Raw genomic sequence first — 20,337 nt, 5'->3', positions numbered from 1 at the left:
GCAGCTTTGTTGACGGCGTTCATTCACTTGTCGCCTCACTGCAACTCCAATTACTTTGGCTATAGATTAGGTACTCGAGCTTGGCAGTTTTCTGCCAAGCTTTTTCTGTTTATTTTTCGTTTCAATACTTACCTGTTTGCTTTGGGTGTGGATTGCTCGCGCACAAAGTAAATCGGTAAAGTGTTAAACATTAAAAGGATAGGGCATGGCTACGCTACACTTTAGTATTCTCGTCGATGGCGTCAATGACGAAGATTTAGTGGTAAGAAGCTACCAAGGGCAAGATAACTTTTCTTCCGTTCAGCACGTTGATGGTACTTGGTGCCATGGTTTTCGTTATGACATCCAACTTGCTAGTCGCCGACCGGATTTCACCGCCTTAGACATGGTGGACAAAAAAGCCGAGCTTGTCATGCATCGTGACGGCGAAATAGTTCAGCGTATTAACGGTATTGTGCGTAACTTCACCCAAGGTGAAACCGGCCATCACCATACCTTTTATGCTTTAACTCTCGTGCCTGAAATTGAGCGTTTATCCTTGCGCCATAACAGCCGTATTTTTCAATCGATTTCTGCGCCGGATATCATCGCCACCTTATTTAAAGAAATTGACATCCAAGACTTTGTCTTTGCATTAACTCGCACGCCAAAGCAGCGTGAGTTTTGCATGCAATACCGTGAAACTGACCTTGAGTTCATTAATCGCCTTGCCGCTGAAGAAGGCATGGTTTATCACATTGAGCAGTTCAAAGGTAAACACAATGTCTTGTTCACGGATGACTCTCAACTCATTACTTCTCTAGACTCACCAGTGCCTTATAACGTGATGGCCAGTGGCATTAGTTCAACGCCGTATATAAAAGAATTCAGCAAAACCACTCAGTTTGAAGTCAGTGAAGCACACAGCGGTGATAACAGCTTTAAAAAACCGCAGTACACCTTTAGTCAGCAGGCCGTCGCCAATGATATGGATTATCAGCGTGATACCTATGAGCACTTTGACGCGCCGGGGCGCTTTAAAGATGACGCAGTTGGTAAAGAATTCAATCAACTACGTCTAGATAGCTTGCGACGCCATGCTCATACCGCCAAAGGCAAAGGTAATGAGCCACAGTTACAAAGCGGCGCCAAGTTTGAATTAAGCGAACACAGTGATGACAACTTTAATAAAAACTGGCTAATAATCGCCAGCACTCATCAAGGCGACCAACCGCAAGCGCTCGAAGAATCCGCCGGCGGCAAACCGACGACTTACGCCAATCAGTTTCAAGCCATTCCAGCGGAGAAAACCTGGCGCATGCCACAGATGACCCGTCCAAAAGTGGATGGCCCGATGACTGCTTACGTGGTTGGCCCAGAGGGTGAAGAAATCTTCTGCGATGAATATGGTCGCGTGAAACTGCATTTTCCGTGGGATAGATATTCCAATGGCAATGAACATAGCTCATGTTGGGTCCAAGTCTCACAAGGGTGGGCCGGCAGTCAATACGGACAAATTGCCATTCCACAAATCGGTCATGAAGTGATAGTGTCGTTTTTAAATGGCGACCCGGACCAACCTATCGTGACTGGTCGCGCCTTTAACGCACAAAATTTACCGCCTTACACACTGCCCGATAACAAAACCAAAACCGTGTGGCGCAGTGAATCTCACCAAGGTGAAGGCTTTAACGAAATCAGTTTTGAAGACCAATCTGGCTCAGAGCAAGTGTATGTTCACGCGCAAAAGGACTTTAAATCCGAAACTCTCAACGACCACATCACCGATGTAAATCACGACCAGCATTTAACGGTTGAAAATGACCAGTTCACTCAGATCAAAAACAATCACAACCTCACGATAGAGGGCGAAAGCCGTAGCAAAATCACCAAAGACCAAACCATTGAGGTTGATGGGGCCATTCAAGTAAAAGCTGGCACTACAATCATCAAAGATGCAGCAACAGAAATTCATCTGGATGCTGGGCAAAAAATAGTATTAGAAGCAGCGAGTGAATTGACTATAAAAGCCGGGGGAAGCTTTATAAAAGTGGATGCGGCAGGGGTTCATTTAGTTGGTGCTGGTGTGAATATTAATTCCGGTGGTAGTGCAGGGAGTGGTAGTGGTTATTCGGGGGCTTTACCTATTCTTCCGCTAGATATTGAGCCTGTCCTTGCCCCAGCGAATGCGTTACCAGTACAAGTTGCTGCCACCAAAATGCAAACATTAGCGATTGCCAACGTTAGTTTAGCCAAACTTTGTCAAAGACAAGTCGATGGCTCTTGTACTCGTGCAGATTGTGCTTGTGATAAGGAGGCATCTAATGAATAACTTTTGGATAGTGGTAGATACTGTACGTATTCCTGATGCATTAAAGCAGCTTAAAATGATTGCAGTACTTGAAACCGTTTTACCTTTGTATGCTGGCTCTGATTTTGATTATTTAATCGAGCAAAGCCCATTAGTGATTAACTTAGGTTCAGATGAAACGATATTAGAAAAATGGCGTACATGGTCGTTATTTGATTCAAGCTCGGTGATTTTCACTATGGATGCCGAGGTAGATCAATACCAACTACTTGATCATTTGCAAGCCTTGTTGACCGTGAAAATTGAACAAACTGAGTTCTTATTTCGTTTTTATACCAATGTTTTATGGCAGCAAGTGGCGGCCGATCTTAACCATGAAGATATGGCAACAATATTAGGCCCTGCAAGTCGCTTATATTGGGTAGATTCATCTCAGAATGTCCAATCGTTTCATAAGGTGCACGATAAAAAGAAAATGCAAGAAAAAGCAGACGAAACGCGCCCTTACCATCTAACCTCATCGATTTTTAAGCAGTGGGTATAAATCATGGCTCAATACACAATATTAAAAGATGACTGTTTAAGCTTATTGGCGCAACGTTTTAATACCTCGCCGGAAATCTTGATGAGCTTAAATAGCGAGCAAATTAAAAACCCTGACCTTATTTATGAAGGGGATACATTAACACTGCCCGATCCGGCAATTGAAAGTATTCCTTTGGATGGTAGCCGTACGGAGTTGCCTCAAGCACCTACTGAATTAGCAGGAGGCGAAGATACCTGTTCGTCACCAATTGATCTTGCGGATATTTTATATGTGCCTGCTCACCCTAAAACCGGTAAGCAGTGTTGGTATGGCATCACCGAAGATGCTAAGAAAATTATTGAAAAAGAAAAAGCGCTGTTAGATAGCACGATAGTGGAAGGTGACGTACAAACGACTACTCAGAATTTAAGTCAACTAGGTGTGTTATCTAAATTTTCGGCGAAACATTTTGAACAATTCATGTCTCAAGACAATGCGGATGATTATAAAACTCTGAATTTATTTAAATTAGTGATCACACGTTATTTATATAAAAAGTCTGACAACGATCCGTTTGATGTGCTTTACGATATGGCAGAAAAAGCCAATGTCGACATGGTCAATTTAAAAGGTAAAGTTGAGAATTGGAGAAGGTATTCAGAGTATATTAAAAGTCGCTTAAAGCAATCAGATGCTTTCAAGAGAAAGATGCAAAACAGACAACGTTCTCGCTCTGGAGTTGATGCTATCTCTGGTGCCTCGATTAATACGGCGAGAATAGAGGTAACCAGACAAGCTAAAGCTGACCAATATTTATTGGACCAATTACATAATACGGTGCTTAGTGACATTACCGACAAAATAGAAAGCATGGAAGAGGCGGCTATTGATAATGCTGAAGGGATGGATTCGGATGATGGTACAGAGTTTGTTTATCGAGAAGAGTTAAAATACTTCACCAGTGAGCAGCAAGAGACGATTGAAAAATACGCGAAAATGCTCTCAGATAATCATGATGAGATGTCGATTGCTCAATTACCTCATGATAAAGCAAAACAGAAATTAAAAGCCCTGATTCGACAACCTCAAGAAGTGTTTTCGCCTTATGGCGTGAGTTGGTATTCAGCCGCGGTCAGTAACCTAAATCGGCAAGGCTTAGTCGTTAAAGAGCAATGTTTAACGTTAGCGCAGTTAGAAGGTGATAGCCTAGCGAACCAAGGCCCGAAAGTACTAAATGAAAAAATGCCAAATTGGCGAGCTGCTAACCAAGTAATTGATATTAAAGAAGATGATTTTATATCTGACCTTTATCTTGAGTGTTCGGGTGGGGCGGAAGATAAAGAGCTGAAAGATGTGGTTAACCGTGTTGATCTAGATTGGTCTTACTACCCAAGTTTAGCGTTGATAACCTTAATTGATAATACGATAACCGAGCACCAGAAGAACTTAGCGCAAGTATTAGGCACAAAACTGCCGCTTGATGAGCTTTTTAATCAGTTGCTATGGGTTAAAAAAGTGGCGAAGGCGCGCATCGAACTTTTAAAAGGCGTGGCTCAATCTCGATTAGAGTCATCCAATCCTACTTTAGAATTTGAATCGCCTTTTGTGGCTTCTCTGCCAGCCAAGCTCACCTTGTTGTGGGAGAATACGTATAAGGCGAAAATCAAAAACAAACAGGGGTTTGCCAATGACGCGAAACTCAATGATTTACAGGTGGTCGAATGCAGCTTGATGTCGAGCGGCGAGCTGTTTTACCTGCGTGGCCCTGCTTGGTACATGCCAGAAAGTAACGAGGATACTTTATGTTCGCAGGCCAAAGAACATGTGCGCAATATTACTAGTCAAATTACGTTTGCGAGTCAGCAATCCAATAGTGAAACGCCAGTCAGTTCATTATCGGAAGCGCTTGAAAAGCTGAAAAAGCCAGAGGTGAAGTTGGATTTACTACCACTGACCAAAGAGAAGAAATTTGATACCGCATTTTGGTCAGACGGTTACCATTATCAAGATGGTATCAGCCCAAATGGTAACGAAGCCCAATACAGCGCGGATGCGGGGGCACAGTTGTTCCGTTTTAGTAGTAAAGCGGCGGCGACCTTAAATACGCCGTTAAGCAGTTATCAAAATGCGTTGAAAAATCCAAAACAATTGGGCGGCTCAGGTGAAGTTTCAGCGAATTTTACGTTGCTGCAAGCGCAAGCCAGCTTTATGTTTTGGTTGCCGTTTGAAAAGGGCAATGTGGGTGTAAAAGAAGTAAAAGAAGCCAAAGGCTATGAGCTGAAATTAGACTACGTCGATACTCATAATAAAGAGCAAGAATACCAAGCGGGTTGCTTAGCGGCCAAAATTGAAGGTTCGGTGTATGGTTTAGCAGGTGCATCTTGCCAACTAAGCGCTAAGGTGGCGTTTGGTCCTTCTGATACAGGAAGCGGTAATTTTGGCATAAAAGGCAGTTCGGTCACCGCCTTTGACCCCAATATTCAGCGTGTAAGTGTATTGAATACTGGCCCAGTAAGCTCCGATTATGCTGCGGAAGCGGGTGTTACCGTGGACGCCTTTGCCGGGGTTGAAGCTGGCGGCAGTTTAGGGGCAACGGTTTATTGGCAGCCACCACCGATAAAAGAGAAGAACCAGTACCAACAGCTTGGCAGTATCAATGGTGAGCTTTCTGCCTCTTTTGGTGTCGGTAGTAAAGGTGAGTTCCGCTTATTGTTCCAGGGTGGAGTGTTAGTGTTGGTTAGCTCAGCAAAATTGGTGATGGGGCCGGGCGCCTCGGGTAAGCTTGCGATTAATCTAGACATGTTAGGGGTAGACCGATTTGTGGATACCTTGCTTGGGGTACTCAAGCAGCACGATTTTAAACGTTTGAGTGTGTTTGGTGATGTCGACAAAGACGGTAATAATGAAGACTTTGCGAAACTCAATAATGTATTAACGCTTGCCATGACCATGGGCTTAAGTGTAGCAGACGTGTTATTGATGCCAGTATCGACATGGGCGGAATATAAGCAAAGCACTTTAAGTAAAGAGTATGCACCGTTATTGGCTGATAATCTCATTGCACTTAAAAAACAGCCAATAATGAAGCCTTGGGTGATAAAACTACCGCCTGAAACCTTACGTAATTTATTGACCTCTTTAGTTAAAGAGCAAACGACAATAGTTGGCTCTAAATCGGCAGAACAAAACAATCAAACTCAGGCTCAAGCTATTGTACAAATCATGCAATGGTTGGTGGATGATGAAAGCGACAATGTCAACTCGAAGCGCCAATGGAAAGAAAGTTTAATTCGTATGAATGAGGATCCTGCGATATTGCAAGATAAGCCTTTGCAATGGGAGTCATTTAAAGACAATTGGTTTAAGCTGGCGAGGTTTGTGAAGCCGTTTAGTGCAAATAGATTAGATGTCGATTTTGATCGGTTATCTAGTGTACTTTGCCAAAATATGGTGCTGACTTATTCGGATGAAATGGAAGAGCCATTAGAGAATAGTTATCAAAGTAGCTATGTGACACTACCTAAAGTGAAAGTACGCCGCTATCACGCTTATCCTATTTCGATGGTGGAAAACCCATTAGAAAAAAATAAGCCAATTCAAATCCGTAACACGGATGGTGAGATTGAAACTAAAAAAGAATTTATTATGGAGTGGACGATTAATGCCGCGTTATCTTAAGTTATCTATCAGTGTTGTATTATATGCCTTTACACTTGGCTTAATGGGCTGTAATGATTACACGCCTAACCCCGAAGAGGATATAGCGATTTTTCAACCATTTATTGATGCCAACATTAATAAAAAACCGGATGACCCGTATATATCCAGCACCGTGAAACCGGGAGATAAACTGTATCCATTTTTAGTGAGTTTACAGCATGGAAAATATGATGGTGATCTATTAGAGAAGTTAGTTGCGGAATATGATGCTGATGCGATGTATTGGTATGCACGATCAGATATAAACAATATAAAAAGAAGAAAAGAAAATTTTAAACTATTAGATCAGGCCGCAAATAAAGGGGTACCTTACGCAGCATGGGCCTTATCAAATCAAAGTTCAGATTGTCTTATGTATTTAAGCTCTGCAAGCCTTGGTAGTGAAGTATCACAAGGCTTAGGTAAGGATACCAGTTTTGAGAAAAAAGCATGTAGTGAGGATTACTTAAATTTATCAATAAAACTGGCTAAAGCAAAAGCTAAACAAGGGGATTTACGTTCTCAATATTTTTTATTGAAACAGTTAACCCAAGATGGGAAATTGGTCCCATTGATAACAGAAAATCAATTGGCTAATAGTAATTACTATCAATTGAACTTTTCAAAAGAAACTCGTGAGCACTACCTTAAAGAAGTGATTCGGTTTGCGGAAAATCATTACTATCAACCTTTGATGGATTATGTGGATACTATTCTCACGTTTGATAGGAACAAAAATGAGTATGTTTTTTCTTCTAAAAAGTTGGAAAAGCTAGTTGTTCAGCTTCTTACTGTTGGAGTAAATAATAATTATATACCGACCGTGGAGCTTCTAGTGGCTTTAAACCGTAGTGATTTAAATGAAGATGATGCTTTGTATCAGAAGTTAAATAAACTTGGGGGCACAGAGTATTTAGCATCTAGGTTTTATGATTTTGAACAATCTTATACTAGAAAAGAATTAGCTTGCTATGCATTAATGTTCAAAGACATGACAGGTAATACTAAGTTTTTTACTTGGATAAAAAATAGACCTTCGGATGAAGAGTTAGAGTCATTTAATTGTCAATCTCACGAGAAATTAAAAGAGATGACTCCAATGGTCTACATCGACGGATTCACCTCACGCGATAAGTGGGTGGATTAATCTTCATTGATAAAAAACCACCAAATAGAGTTTAGGTTTTCTATTTGGTGGCTTGTTTATTTCTGCTTAATCGCTAAACGTCACTTCATAAGAGGTGAATTTTCGGATGTTAATCACACCAGTATCTAAAATTAAATATTGCCCTTTGATACCTTGTAATTGACCTGTCACAACAGGGTTTTTGTCAAAGTTATGCGAGACAATTTTGACTGGGTGTTGTTTTACTGGGTAGCAAATTGGGGTGATATCAGAAGATAAAACTTCGACAGCATCATCGCCAAATTGTCTTTTCACTTCATCAATTGTCGGCTGAATCAAAGGCAATAGCTGGGCGAATTTTTCTTCTAATGCGAGATCTTCACCATTTTCTTTTAGCAGCGTGCGCCAGTTAGTTTTATCAGCAATGTGCTTAGCTAATTCAATTTCAATTAATCCTGAAATATGACGTGTTTTGACTTTAAAAATTGGTAAGCCTTGAGTCGCACCTTGATCAATCCAACGAGTTGGAATCTGAGTGTGGCGTGTAATGCCAACTTTTATGCTTGAGGTATTAGAAAGGTAGACGTAGTGGTCAACCATGCAATTTTCTTCCCCCCATTGAGGTTCACGACAAGTACCTTGATCGTAATGACAGGTCTCTGGCTTCATGATGCACATGTCACAGCTCGCTAGCTTTTTCATACAGATAAAACAATGACCTTGTGAATAGCTTTTCTTGGTTTTTTTTCCACACGATGAACAGAAAATATTGCCAGTATGAGTGAGGGTAATTGTTTGACCAATATACGGGTTTAATGCGATTTTTTCTTCACCAATCGGTAAAGCATATTCAACTTGATTGGCTTGCTCTGAGTTTAAGTGAGAGCTAAGTTTTGACAGGGTTCCAGTGATGTTTAACGACATATTTTTGCTCATGATTTTTTATTTTGTCTAGTCTATCGAAATTTTAGATGGCTTTATACTCTGCTCCTTAGATTAATGATTAAATTGCCGTTAATAGATTATGTGGCTACTGTCATTTTTATGTTGTAACAATTCTAGTATCTTGAGTAAAACCACATGAAATATAATGAATTGTGGAAAGGTGATGAATATTAATTTAGTCAAAACTCTCATGCGAATTAGAGAATTAAGACTTTAGCTAACATGTGAGTACTGATACTAATTTACAAGGAATGAAAATGCTCAATCAGCAGCTATACATTAAAGTTGTACTTGTAATTATTGTGCTTAATGCTTTTTTATCAATTGGTTACTATTTTTTGGGGCATGATAAAACGTTAGAAATGTCGCCTCAAGATTATCCGTATAAAGTAGCGTCTGACAGTGTGCTGGGGGGGAATAGCCAGGTAAGTTTAAACCTGGATGGTGAGACACCAGTCATGTCTTGTCGACTTGTGAAAAGTAGTTATCCATGGCCTTATTGTGAGATGACTATTAGTTTATCGGACGATGTTACACAAGGTATTGATTTATCTGGTTATGACCGTGTATTTCTAGATATTGATTATCAAGGGGTGCAAGAGAATACGGCAAAAGTTAGAGTGAATATTCGTAACTATGAGCCTAAAGTTTTTGATCCTAAAGATGATAATACTCTGAAATATAATGGTATTGAGTACCATGCTGGTTTTGGTCAAGGGGGCAAAGAAATTAGTTATGATAAATTTCAAGTCCTGACTTGGTGGCTGTTTGACTACAATGTGCCAATTGAAGAATCTGGTGTGAAAGTGGATAACGTTTCTATGATTCAAATCGCGACAGATTCAGGTTCAGTGCTCGGTGAACATACTATCACTGTGAATAAAATCACTTTTAAAGGTGATTATTTAAGCCCACGAGCTTTTGCTTTGGTTCTATTGTCTACCTGGATCTCTGCTGCATTAGCATTCTTATTTCATGAGCTGTTCCAATCGAGAAAGCGGGTTCGAAAAATGGCAGCCCATGCTGAACATTTGAATAAGTTGAATAAAGCCTTAGAAACGAAATATACCGAAGTTGCCTTGATTGCTACGAAAGATGAACTTACGGGAGCATGCAATCGCCGGGCGATTCGTGAGTGGTTAGACGATCTAGCACGCCGAGTCCGATGGGGAACTTCGAGTCTATCTGTGATTTATGTTGATTTAGACCATTTTAAAGCCGTGAATGATAACTTTGGTCATAATGTTGGCGACCAAGTGCTTCGTGAGTTTGCTAAATTGGTTTATGGGCAGTTACGAGAAAGTGACCGTTTAGTTCGCTGGGGCGGTGAAGAGTTTGTTATTTTTTGTCCTAAAGCCGGTATAGAAGGAGCGGTACTGGTTGCTGAACGTATCCGTTTAATGATTGAAAATTATCAGTGGCCTGAAGTTGGAGTGTTGACTTGCAGTTTCGGTGTCACTGAAATGGTATCAGGTGAAGGTGTGACAGAAATGATCGCCAGAGCAGATGAGGCTTTATATCATGCTAAGAAAAATGGTCGTAATCGTGTGGAAGTGTTAGAAAAGTTAATTTAATCTAATTTTCTACGGGCTTATCATCGCCATGAACGGTTTTTAAATCCGTCGACGAGACTTGTGGATTGCTCTCTTTAATCGGACTTACTGGGCCAAAAAACTTAGGCTGTGAGTGTAAAATATATAGGTCTAAAAAGGCCTTAGTTCTAGCAAAAACTTCACGGACTCGAATTGATAAACCGGAAGTTTCAACAGGGCCAGGAACCGCTAAACATTTGGCATTAATATGGTGATATTGGGCGATGTAGAGTGCTCGCTCACAATGAAAATCTTGGGTAATAATCAAAAAATGATCAGCAAGAAAAATCTCTTTTGCCCGCACGATAGAATCTAGAGTTCTAAAGCCCGCATAATCAAGGTGAATATTGCCTTCTTGAATACCCGCTTTAAGCAAATCTCGCTTCATTGTCCACGGTTCATTATAAGAGCGGTGTGCGTTATCGCCACTAAGTAGGAATGTTGTCACTTTTCCTCTTCGGTGCAGTTCAATCGCTGCTTCAATTCGGTGCGAGTAATAGGTGTTTAAGGTGTGGCCAATATACTTGCTAGTGCCTAGTACTAAGCCAATATCAAACTTTGGTACATTCGTAATGTCATGATAAATAGAATCTTGAGTTTGCCAACTGATCAGCCGATCAATAAGTACAATTCCACTGAGAAAGAGCACAAATAGAATTCCCAGAGCGGTTAAGCTTCGGGTTAGCCATTTTAGGGTTAATTGCAATCGTGCTTGGCCGATGAACATAGAGCTATAGACTATGCTCTAAGGGCATGAAAAATGAGCTTATCCCACATAAAAAATTACGGTTTATTGTCATGTCAGTATCCATACCATATTACCTATTATGTGGGGTACTTTAAGACGTTTGATAATAGCAGCGTAATGAGACGGTGAAAAATAAAAAAGCCCACTTTGTTTAAATATTAAAGTGGGCTTACATTCACTTGTCATTATTGTTTAATTTATCAGCGCCTCTAAGGCATAACGGCTCAATTAGAATGCAGTACGCTTATAGCGGCGATATTCTGGTTGCCAAAAACCATTTTCAATTGCCGCTTCAATTGCATCATCAGTAATAGAAAGCGCCACTCCTTGTTCGATGGCCTTTTTCGCCACAGCAAAAGCAATCTTCTTCGATACCGTATGAATTTCTTCTAGTGGTGGAAGTAATGCACCTTTGCCTTTTAAGGCTAATGGTGAACAGGTCGCAAGTGCACGACTTGATTCCATCAACATTTCATCTGTAACACGTGATGCAGAAACCGCAAGTACTCCTAATCCAATCCCTGGGAAGATGTAGCTATTGTTACATTGGGCAATGGGGTAATCTTTACCTTCAAATTTCACTGGGGCAAATGGACTGCCGGTTGCGATCAGCGCTTTACCATTTGTCCATTGGAAAATATCTTGCGGAGTCCCTTCAACACGGCTAGTAGGGTTCGATAGTGGGAAGATAATAGGGCGTTCACAATGTGCATGCATGGTTTCAATGACTTCTTGACTAAATAAGCCGGGAACACCCGAAACACCAATTAATACTGTTGGTTTTGCATTACGCATCACATCTAGTAGAGAATAACCTTGCTCTTCACTTTGCCACTTTTCTAGATGCTTATTCTTTTGAACAAGTTTCTGCTGGAAATCAAGAAGGTTTTTCATACCTTGTTGTAGTAAGCCCCAGCGATCAACCATATAAACTTGAGCGCGAGCTTGTTCATCAGTTAATCCTTCCGACACCATTTGCGCGATAATTGCTTCTGCAATACCGCAACCGGCAGAACCAGCACCAACAAAGGTTATTCGTTGATCAGAAAGCTTACTACCCGCTGCATGACAAGCCGCTATTAATGAACCAACGGTGACCGCTGCGGTGCCTTGAATATCGTCATTAAAGCAGCACACTTTATCTTTATAGCGCTCAAGTAAAGGCATGGCATTTTTCTGAGCAAAGTCTTCGAATTGAATGAGGGCATCAGGCCAGCGGCGCTTGATAGCTTGCATAAAATCATCCACAAACTTGTCATATTCTGCACCAGTAATACGTGGGTGACGCCAGCCCATATACATAGGATCAGCAAGACGTTGCGGATTATTTGTACCTACATCGAGTACGATAGGCAGGGTATAAGCCGGGCTGATCCCACCACAAGCGGTGTAAAGGGAAAGCTTACCAATAGGAATGCCCATACCACCAATACCTTGGTCACCAAGACCCAAAATACGTTCACCATCGGTTACAACGATTACTTTTACATTTTGGCTAGTGGCGTTGTTTACTAAGTCGTCAATACGATCACGATTTGGATAAGAGATAAATAAACCACGACCACGGCGATAAATATTTGAGAAATTTTCGCAAGCCGCACCTACCGTTGGCGTGTAGATAATCGGCATCATTTCAGAGATATGATTCTGCACTAAACGGTAAAATAGGGTTTCATTGGTATCTTGAATGTTACGTAGATAAATGTGTTTATCCATATCACTTTCGAAGGCTTGATATTGTAGATAAGCACGCTCTACTTGCTCTTGAATGGTTTCTGTTGCTTCAGGTAGTAACCCTTCAAGGTTGAATTCTTTTCGTTCTTCAAAGGTAAAACCACTACCTTTATTAAGAAGAGGGGTGGCCATTAATACTGGGCCTGCGTAGGTAATATATAGGGGACGTTTATCGTTATTCATTGTCGGACTCTTTTTCTACGAGCAAAATTTGCTTGGTTCGGAACAGAAAACAGTATAGCGCTATATTAAAATGCACATAGTAATTGTAAACAATCTTTCTGTAATGTTTGGCTTTAGCGCACAGAAAATCGATTTTAATTTTTGGATTAAGAAGTAAGTAAAGTGATGAAATATTATTTAATTGTTTGTTTTTAAATCAATTATGTGATTTTCATTCGATTTTCAAATTGAATTCCTTTATATACAAAAAAACTAAATTTTGTATACATTCTTGTTATGTTTTTTGTTTTTAATCTGAAAGGTCTAATTGCTGACGAATGTGAGAGTACCACTGCAAAGGCAATTGAGCTTGCATGGGATCACTTTGTTGCATACGAGAGTAGTGGGTTAGTGTTTTTTGCAAATAGCGCTTATTCACAATAGCCTGTTGTTGATTGGAATAATGCCAAATCTGCTTACCAACAGGATGAATGTTATCTTCTGGACTTTGGGGGGCGCGGTTGGAGACATGCAGAATCTCATAATATCGACGGTTATCTTCAATGAGCTTTTCTTGCTTTAAGCTCATATTCAAATTGATTAAGATCTGGCGCAAGTTAAATTGTTGGTAAACCGGGCACAACAGGTAGTCGATCTCTAAGTGAGAGTATTGATGTTGTAACGCTTGAATAAACTCCACCATTAAATCTCCACCAACGCCTGCAATGATGACCAGTTGTTTACCTGAAAACTTTTCTAAGGGTAGTGTTTTGACATCTTGGCAGTAGACGTGCCATTGAGAGGCTGAGCTATGAAAGAATTGCTCTAAACGTGTTTGTACTAATGAGGTTAACTCGGGAATGATATCGACAAAGTGAACAAACGGAGCTGCTTGGCGTTGTAGTAATGCTGCGCCTAAAAAACCGTGGTCACAACAGCAATCCCATATATGTTGGTAATGCTGATCTGAGATCATAGATTCAATATGTTGTAGACGCTTACTTAGCTTCACGATTCTTCTCGCTAATTTAACCGGTCGGTATTGTACTGCGTTATTGGTTCATTCCCAAGTGACTTGGGTATATGTGTTGGTCAGTTGATATCATTTGATTATTACTTCGTCTAATATCTGTTGTAAGTGCAGTTTCTAGACATGTTTTTCATTATACCGAAGTGACTTGGGTATACAGCTTATTCATAAATAAAAGCATAGAAAAGGAATAGAATAGATATGACGAATGTATCCTCCAATAATAAAGCGGTTCCAGCACTTTTACTCGGTGCTTTCATTTGTGTTGGGCTGGTTTTGTTAGGCTATCAACTCGGGTCGGCTGCTATAGAATATAAACAATACGAACGTAGCGTGAACGTGAAAGGGCTTGCAGAGAAAGAAGTAGAGGCCGATGTGGTGATTTGGCCGATCCAATTTACGTTAGCTAATAATGATTTATCAGCACTTTATAATGAGGTAGATAAAAGTACCGAAAAAATTAAAGCTTTCCTCTTGTTAAAAGGAGTTTCTCCTGAAGCAATTAGTTTTAGTGCCCCTGCGATTGTTGATAAATCGGCTCAACAGTGGGGTGATAATTCTCGTGCTGAATTTCGCTACTCTGCTAATCAAACTGTGACGGTTTATTCTAATAAAATCGATATTGTGCGTAATGTGATGGCTGAAATGTCAGAGCTCGGAAAGCAAGGTATCGTGTTCAGTGGTGACAGTTATTCGTCTCAGCCTGAATATATCTTTACTGGACTTAATGATATTAAGCCAGCAATGATTGAAGAAGCTACGAAAAACGCGCGCGTAGTGGCTGAAAAGTTTGCTAAGGATTCTGATAGCCAATTAGGTAAAATAAAACGAGCATCGCAAGGGCAATTTACCATTTCATCAAGAGATAAAAACACCCCTTATATCAAAAAGATCCGAGTGGTTTCTACGGTACAATATTACTTATCAGATTAAAGGCATCATAATGAATGAAATAAAAATGCTGCACTCCGAAGTAGTTTATCAAAACAAATGGATGACAGTGCGTGAAGATCAAATTGAACGGCCAAGTGGTGCGAAAGGTATTTATGGTGTGGTTGAGAAACCTGATTTTGTGGTGATCCTTCCGGTTGATGGTGATGATGTGCATTTAGTTGAACAATATCGTTATGCCGTCGGTGAGCGTTTATTGGAATTCCCACAAGGCGCATGGGAGAACCACCCCGACGCGGATCCAGTTCTTTTAGCTGCCGGTGAGCTAAAAGAAGAAACAGGTTTAGTGGCAGGTAATATGGTTTATGTTGGCTTTCAATACCTTGCTTATGGTTATTCCAATCAAGGCTACCATATTTATTTAGCAACCGATTTAACTCAAGCAGAACGCAATTTGGATCCGGAAGAAGAAGGATTAATCGCGAACAAAATGCCAATTGCTGAATTTGAGCAACGGATTATTTCGGGAGAGATTAAAGATGCTTCTACCGTTAATGCTTATGGTTTAGCTAAGTTGAAAGGGCTGATTTAGATCTTAATATTTGAACGTTATTTTTTAGGGCTTAATTTATACAACTTCCCAGAATCTGTTGAGAAATAAACTAAGCCTTGTTTACTAATAGCAATATCACGTACTCGTTCATTCAGATCTTCGACTAAACGAACTTCATCTTTCGGTTGGTTTTGTTCATCAAAAGAGACCATGTTGATATGCGTACCCGCTAGTGCACCAATTAACATATTATCATTCCAATTAGGAAATGCTTCACCTTGGTAAATTACTGCGCTACTTGGCGCGATAGAAGGAATATAAACCATGAGAGGGGGCTCTATACCGGGTAGGGTTTTCGCTTCGCCGACATCTAATGGATTCCAATATTCTTTGCCATGTGACGTTTTTGCCCAGCCATAATTCAACCCAGGTTTGATGATATTAATTTCATCGCCACCACGTGGTCCGTGTTCCACTTCCCATAATAGGTTTCGTTTTGAGTCATAAACTAAGCCTTGAGGATTACGATGGCCGTAACTCCAGACTGCCTCATTGCCTTGTTTCATTTTAATAAATGGATTGTCTTGTGGTACTGAGCCATCAGTATTTAGCCGCAAAATAGCTGCAGCTTGGTTATCCATATTTTGGCCATTGTCTCGGTTACCACGATCGCCTACGCCAAAAAATACATATCCTGTATCATTAAAGGTAATACGACTACCAAAATGTTTGCTGCTGTCATCGGCTGAATCAGTGACGAGCAAATCCTGCCATTGGGTTAATGCTTTCTTGTTAATATCTAATTGAGCCCGAGCTAGCGTAGTAGCAGAATTGCCATTTTGGAGTGGTTTCACGTAGGTAAAGTAAAACCAAGTTTGCTTGTTTGAATCGGTATATCGTGCGACATCTAACAAACCGCCTTGACCCGAGACTTTGATGTCAGGTAAGCCCGATATTTCAGATTTTTGCTTAGTGGTCAGGTCGAGTAGGTAAACATGGCCATTACGTTCTGTCATGAGTAAGTGATTTGTATCTACCCAGTCCATCCCCCAAATAACACCTAGATTATTGGCCACTATTTTGGTGGTGTAATTTTGTTGGTTTTCTGAGGCATCTTGAGTGTTTGCTATGGAAGGAAAAGCGGCAATCGAGCTAAATAGCAGTAGCGAAGAATAACGTTTGCATTGAGAAAGTAAAGATAGCATTGGCATAATTCTCTCGATGTTGAACAGTGGGGATTACTCATACTCTGGACAGTAATTGGATAAAAATCGAGCGTAAAATCGTAAATAGACATGACAAACTGAGTGGATAGAAAAATAAAGCCATATTTAGCATGATTTCAATTTGGCTTTATGTGCTGCATTCATTACTATATAGGGCTATTTTTACTCGTATTTTATTATGTCAGTTTTTTATGGTGAAGCTCAAGGTTGCCATTCTGCATAACTTTTTTAATGCACAGATTGTTGTAAAAATGATAAGTGATAAAGATGTTGAGCAAAATGGCAGATGTTAAGCCAACTAGGAACTGAACTACCCACAGGACTACCGGATGGTAGGTGAGGAAACGATGCAATTAGAACAAATCATTGCCAACGCAACGGCAGCAATAGAGCAGGCCGACTCTGTTACGGCATTAGAAGATGTCCGTGTACAGGTACTAGGAAAGAAAGGGGAATTAACCCTTCAATTACAAAGCCTAGGTAAATTACCTCCAGAAGAACGCCGTAGCGCAGGTCAAGAGATCAACAAAGCGAAAGGCACGGTTCAACAAGCGATTGCTGCACGTAAAGAAGCATTGCAACGCGCTGAACTTGAAGCAAAACTCGCTGCAGAAACGATTGATGTTTCTCTGCCGGGACGTCGCATTGAAAACGGAGGCTTGCACCCAGTTACGCGCACGGTTGAGCGTATTGAGCAATTCTTCGGTGAGCTTGGCTTTAATGTTGAAGCGGGGCCTGAAATTGAAGATGCATTCCATAACTTTGATGCGCTCAACATTGCAGAAGATCACCCAGCTCGTACTGACCATGATACTTTCTTCTTTAATCCTGATTTGATGCTACGTACTCACACTTCAGGTGTTCAGATCCGTACGATGGAAAACGGCAAACCGCCATTTCGTTTCATTGCTCCGGGCCGAGTATACCGTAACGATTACGACCAAACGCATACGCCAATGTTCCACCAAGTGGAAGGTATGCTGGTGGATGAAAACGTTAACTTTGCTCAGCTAAAAGGCATTTTGAACGATTTCCTATGTAATTTCTTTGAAGAAGAAGTGCAAGTGCGTTTCCGTCCTTCTTACTTCCCATTTACAGAACCTTCAGCAGAAGTAGATGTAATGGGGAAAAATGGTAAATGGTTAGAAGTATTAGGCTGTGGCATGGTTCACCCTAATGTTCTTCGTAGTGTTGGCATTGATCCTGAAAAATACTCGGGCTTCGCATTTGGTATGGGTGTAGAGCGCTTAACCATGTTGCGTTATGGCGTAAATGATTTACGTGCGTTCTTTGAAAACGATCTTCGTTTCCTTAAACAATTCAAGTAACCGAGAGGATTAATCACAATGAAATTCAACGAATCATGGCTTCGTGAGTGGGTTAACCCTGCGGTAACGACAGATGAACTGACTCACCAAATTACAATGGCTGGCCTAGAAGTCGACGACGTACTTCCTGTTGCTGGCAGCTTTACTGGCGTAAAAGTGGGTAAAGTTGTGGAGTGTGGTCAACACCCAGACGCCGATAAATTACGCGTGACTAAAGTTGATGTTGGCGCGGAAGAATTATTAGACATCGTTTGTGGCGCGCCAAACTGCCGTCAAGGTTTGAAAGTCGCAGTCGCTACCGTTGGTGCGGTTCTACCAGGTGATTTCAAAATCAAAAAAGCCAAACTACGTGGTCAACCTTCTCACGGCATGTTGTGTTCATTTACTGAACTTGGCATCGATGTGGAATCTGATGGCATCATGGAATTAGCAGAAGACGCGGTTATCGGTACCGATTTCCGTGAATTCCTTGGCTTAAACGACGTAACAGTTGACGTTGACCTAACCGCTAACCGCGCAGATTGCTTCAGCATTCGTGGTATGGCTCGTGAAGTTGGCGTATTAAACCGTGCAGACGTTACAGCGCCAAGCTCTGACGCGGTAGCGACTTCAATTGACGATACAGTTTCAATCGAAGTAAAAGCACCTGCAGCCTGTCCTCGTTACCTTGGCCGTGTGGTTAAGAACGTCAATGTTCAAGCGCAAACACCACTTTGGATGCAAGAAAAACTGCGTCGTTGTGGTATTCGTTCAATCGATCCTGTCGTAGATATCACTAACTTTGTATTGCTTGAGCAAGGTCAACCAATGCACGCATTCGATCTAGCGAAGATTGAAGGTGGCATCGTGGTTCGTATGGCAGAGCAAGATGAAAAACTGACGCTACTAGACGGCACTGAAGCGAAACTAAATGCCGATACTTTAGTGGTGGCAGACCACAATAAAGCACTAGCTATCGCTGGTATTTTCGGTGGTGAGCAATCTGGTGTAACCACGGAAACTAAAGACGTATTACTAGAGTGCGCCTTCTTTGCACCGGATCATATCCGTGGTCGCGCGCGTAGTTACGGTTTGCATACTGATTCTTCAATGCGTTTTGAACGTGGTGTGGATTACGCACTACAAGTAAGCGCAATGGAGCGTGCCACGGCGCTATTAGTTGAAATCTGTGGCGGTGAAGTTGCCCCAGTGGTTGCCGTTGAATCAGAAAGCGATTTACCTAAACCAAACAAAGTAGCATTACGTCGCACGAAACTAGACAACTTACTTGGTCACCACATTGCTGATAATGATGTGGTTGAGATCCTTGAGCGTCTAGGTATGAGCGTTGAAACAACCAATGAAGGTTGGACGGCGGTCGCTCCAACATGGCGTTTTGATATTGCAATTGAGCAAGATTTGATTGAAGAAGTAGGCCGCATTTACGGTTACGACAACATTCCAAATCAAGCGCCAAAAGCGGCGTTAAGCATGAACGATCATAAAGAAGCGAATCTACCACTTAAACGTGTTCGCAACTTGTTGGTTGACCGTGGTTTCCAAGAAGCGATCACTTATAGCTTTGTTGAGCCTGAGCAACAAAAACTGATCGTGCCAGACGTTGAGCCGCTGATCCTGCCTTTCCCAATTTCAGTGGAAATGTCAGCAATGCGCCTTGGTCTAATTCAAGGTTTGCTTAACACTGTGGTACATAACCAAAAACGCCAACAACCGCGCGTTCGTTTATTTGAATACGGTTTACGTTTCATTCCTTGTGACTCAGCAGAAAACGGCATGCGTCAAGAGCCAATGCTGGCTGGTGTAATAGCAGGTACTCGCAGTGAAGAGCATTGGGATATCGAAACCAATACGGTTGATTTCTTCGATCTGAAAGGTGATTTAGAAGCGATTCTTGAGTTATCTGCCAATGATAAAGCATTTAGCTTTGAAGCAGTGAGCCACCCAGCTTTACACCCAGGACAATCTGCGGCAATCGTTGTTGATGGCGAGCCTGTCGGTGTGATTGGTACGGTTCACCCAGAGCTTGAGCGTAAGTTTGGCTTAAATGGCCGTACAATCGTATTTGAAATCGAATGGTCAGCGATTGATACCCGCGTGATCCCAGAAGCAGTAAGCTTATCTAAATTCCCTGCCAACCGCCGTGATATCGCAGTGGTAGTAGATGAAGCGATTGCCAGTGGTGATGTGGTGAATGCATGTCTGGCAAACGGTGGTGAATTACTTACTGGTGCAAAACTGTTTGATGTTTACCGTGGTAAAGGTGTGGAAGAAGGCAAGAAGAGCCTTGCTATCGCACTAAGCCTACAATCGACAGAGCGTACATTGGAAGATGCGGATATTGCCGCTTCTGTTGACGCAATTGTTGCCGCATTAACTGAACAATTTGGTGCGACACTACGCGATTAATGTGATTTTTAGCTAAGCAATATGAATCCACTTGCCATAAACTTGGTGAGTGGATTTTTTTATCTTTTGATTGTGAGGCTG

14 protein-coding genes are annotated in these 20,337 nt (G+C 41.4%); 9 read left to right on the top strand and 5 right to left on the bottom strand.

Annotation, left to right across the window (positions count from 1 at the left end):
• Nucleotides 1-205: 205 nt before the first annotated feature.
• From tssI to QQJ93_RS08280, 4 genes are read left to right on the top strand one after another with little or no spacing between them, the layout of a single operon-like run.
• A complete protein-coding gene (gene tssI / locus QQJ93_RS08295; RefSeq protein ID WP_089123039.1) occupies nt 206-2,311 on the top strand; it encodes a type VI secretion system tip protein TssI/VgrG in 2,106 nt (701 codons plus the stop codon).
• On the top strand, nt 2,304-2,834 hold the full coding sequence (locus tag QQJ93_RS08290) for a DUF4123 domain-containing protein (protein ID WP_160117479.1): 531 nt from the start codon (nt 2,304-2,306) through the stop codon (nt 2,832-2,834). Before tssI ends, QQJ93_RS08290 begins: the two co-directional genes overlap by 8 nt.
• Nucleotides 2,835-2,837: 3 nt before the next feature.
• Nucleotides 2,838-6,494 (top strand): LysM peptidoglycan-binding domain-containing protein, encoded by a 3,657-nt coding sequence (locus QQJ93_RS08285; protein ID WP_089123037.1) that lies wholly within the window; start codon nt 2,838-2,840, stop codon nt 6,492-6,494.
• Complete coding sequence (locus QQJ93_RS08280; RefSeq protein WP_089123036.1) at nt 6,478-7,662, top strand: tryptophanase; 1,185 nt, start codon at nt 6,478-6,480, stop codon at nt 7,660-7,662. The genes QQJ93_RS08285 and QQJ93_RS08280 overlap by 17 nt, the downstream gene beginning before the upstream one ends.
• Before the next feature lie 66 nt (nt 7,663-7,728).
• Here QQJ93_RS08280 and QQJ93_RS08275 read toward each other — a convergent pair whose 3' ends face one another.
• Nucleotides 7,729-8,565 (bottom strand): DUF2797 domain-containing protein, encoded by an 837-nt coding sequence (locus QQJ93_RS08275; protein ID WP_089123035.1) that lies wholly within the window; start codon nt 8,563-8,565, stop codon nt 7,729-7,731.
• Between the two features lie 278 nt (nt 8,566-8,843).
• On the opposite strand from QQJ93_RS08275, the gene QQJ93_RS08270 reads away from it, so the two are divergent.
• Nucleotides 8,844-10,160, top strand: a complete 1,317-nt coding sequence (locus QQJ93_RS08270; protein WP_160117478.1) for a GGDEF domain-containing protein — start codon at nt 8,844-8,846, stop codon at nt 10,158-10,160.
• A gap of 1 nt (nt 10,161) precedes the next feature.
• Here QQJ93_RS08270 and QQJ93_RS08265 read toward each other — a convergent pair whose 3' ends face one another.
• The 3 genes from QQJ93_RS08265 to QQJ93_RS08255 all read right to left on the bottom strand — a co-directional run bounded on the left by QQJ93_RS08265 (nt 10,162) and on the right by QQJ93_RS08255 (nt 13,834).
• Nucleotides 10,162-10,905, bottom strand: a complete 744-nt coding sequence (locus QQJ93_RS08265) for a SanA/YdcF family protein (protein WP_089123033.1) — start codon at nt 10,903-10,905, stop codon at nt 10,162-10,164.
• A gap of 249 nt (nt 10,906-11,154) precedes the next feature.
• Nucleotides 11,155-12,843: an NAD-dependent malic enzyme gene (locus QQJ93_RS08260; protein ID WP_089123032.1), complete on the bottom strand. Its 1,689-nt coding sequence runs from the start codon at nt 12,841-12,843 to the stop codon at nt 11,155-11,157.
• Nucleotides 12,844-13,132: 289 nt separating this feature from the next.
• The gene (locus QQJ93_RS08255; RefSeq protein WP_089123031.1) at nt 13,133-13,834 is read right to left on the bottom strand and encodes a tRNA (adenine(22)-N(1))-methyltransferase; all 702 of its coding nucleotides are present in this window, start codon (nt 13,832-13,834) and stop codon (nt 13,133-13,135) included.
• A gap of 219 nt (nt 13,835-14,053) precedes the next feature.
• Here QQJ93_RS08255 and QQJ93_RS08250 point away from each other — a divergent pair, with 219 nt between their 5' ends.
• Nucleotides 14,054-14,785, top strand: coding sequence for an SIMPL domain-containing protein (locus tag QQJ93_RS08250; protein WP_089123030.1), 732 nt, complete (start codon nt 14,054-14,056; stop codon nt 14,783-14,785).
• A 10-nt stretch (nt 14,786-14,795) separates the two neighbouring features.
• Nucleotides 14,796-15,335 (top strand): NUDIX hydrolase, encoded by a 540-nt coding sequence (locus tag QQJ93_RS08245; RefSeq protein WP_179949214.1) that lies wholly within the window; start codon nt 14,796-14,798, stop codon nt 15,333-15,335.
• Between the two features lie 17 nt (nt 15,336-15,352).
• On the opposite strand, the gene QQJ93_RS08240 is transcribed toward QQJ93_RS08245, so the two are convergent.
• Entirely contained in the window at nt 15,353-16,507 is a 1,155-nt protein-coding gene (locus QQJ93_RS08240; RefSeq protein ID WP_089123028.1) for a PQQ-dependent sugar dehydrogenase, read from the bottom strand.
• Between the two features lie 362 nt (nt 16,508-16,869).
• On the opposite strand from QQJ93_RS08240, the gene pheS reads away from it, so the two are divergent.
• Complete coding sequence (gene pheS, locus QQJ93_RS08235) at nt 16,870-17,850, top strand: phenylalanine--tRNA ligase subunit alpha (RefSeq protein ID WP_089123595.1); 981 nt, start codon at nt 16,870-16,872, stop codon at nt 17,848-17,850.
• Between the two features lie 18 nt (nt 17,851-17,868).
• Entirely contained in the window at nt 17,869-20,256 is a 2,388-nt protein-coding gene (gene pheT, locus QQJ93_RS08230; RefSeq protein WP_089123027.1) for a phenylalanine--tRNA ligase subunit beta, read from the top strand.
• Nucleotides 20,257-20,337 lie beyond the last annotated feature (81 nt).

Source organism: Vibrio algivorus (assembly GCF_030161215.1).
In the GTDB taxonomy this organism is placed as follows: Bacteria; Pseudomonadota; Gammaproteobacteria; order Enterobacterales; family Vibrionaceae; genus Vibrio; species Vibrio algivorus.
This window is presented reverse-complemented; position numbering and strand designations above follow the sequence as displayed.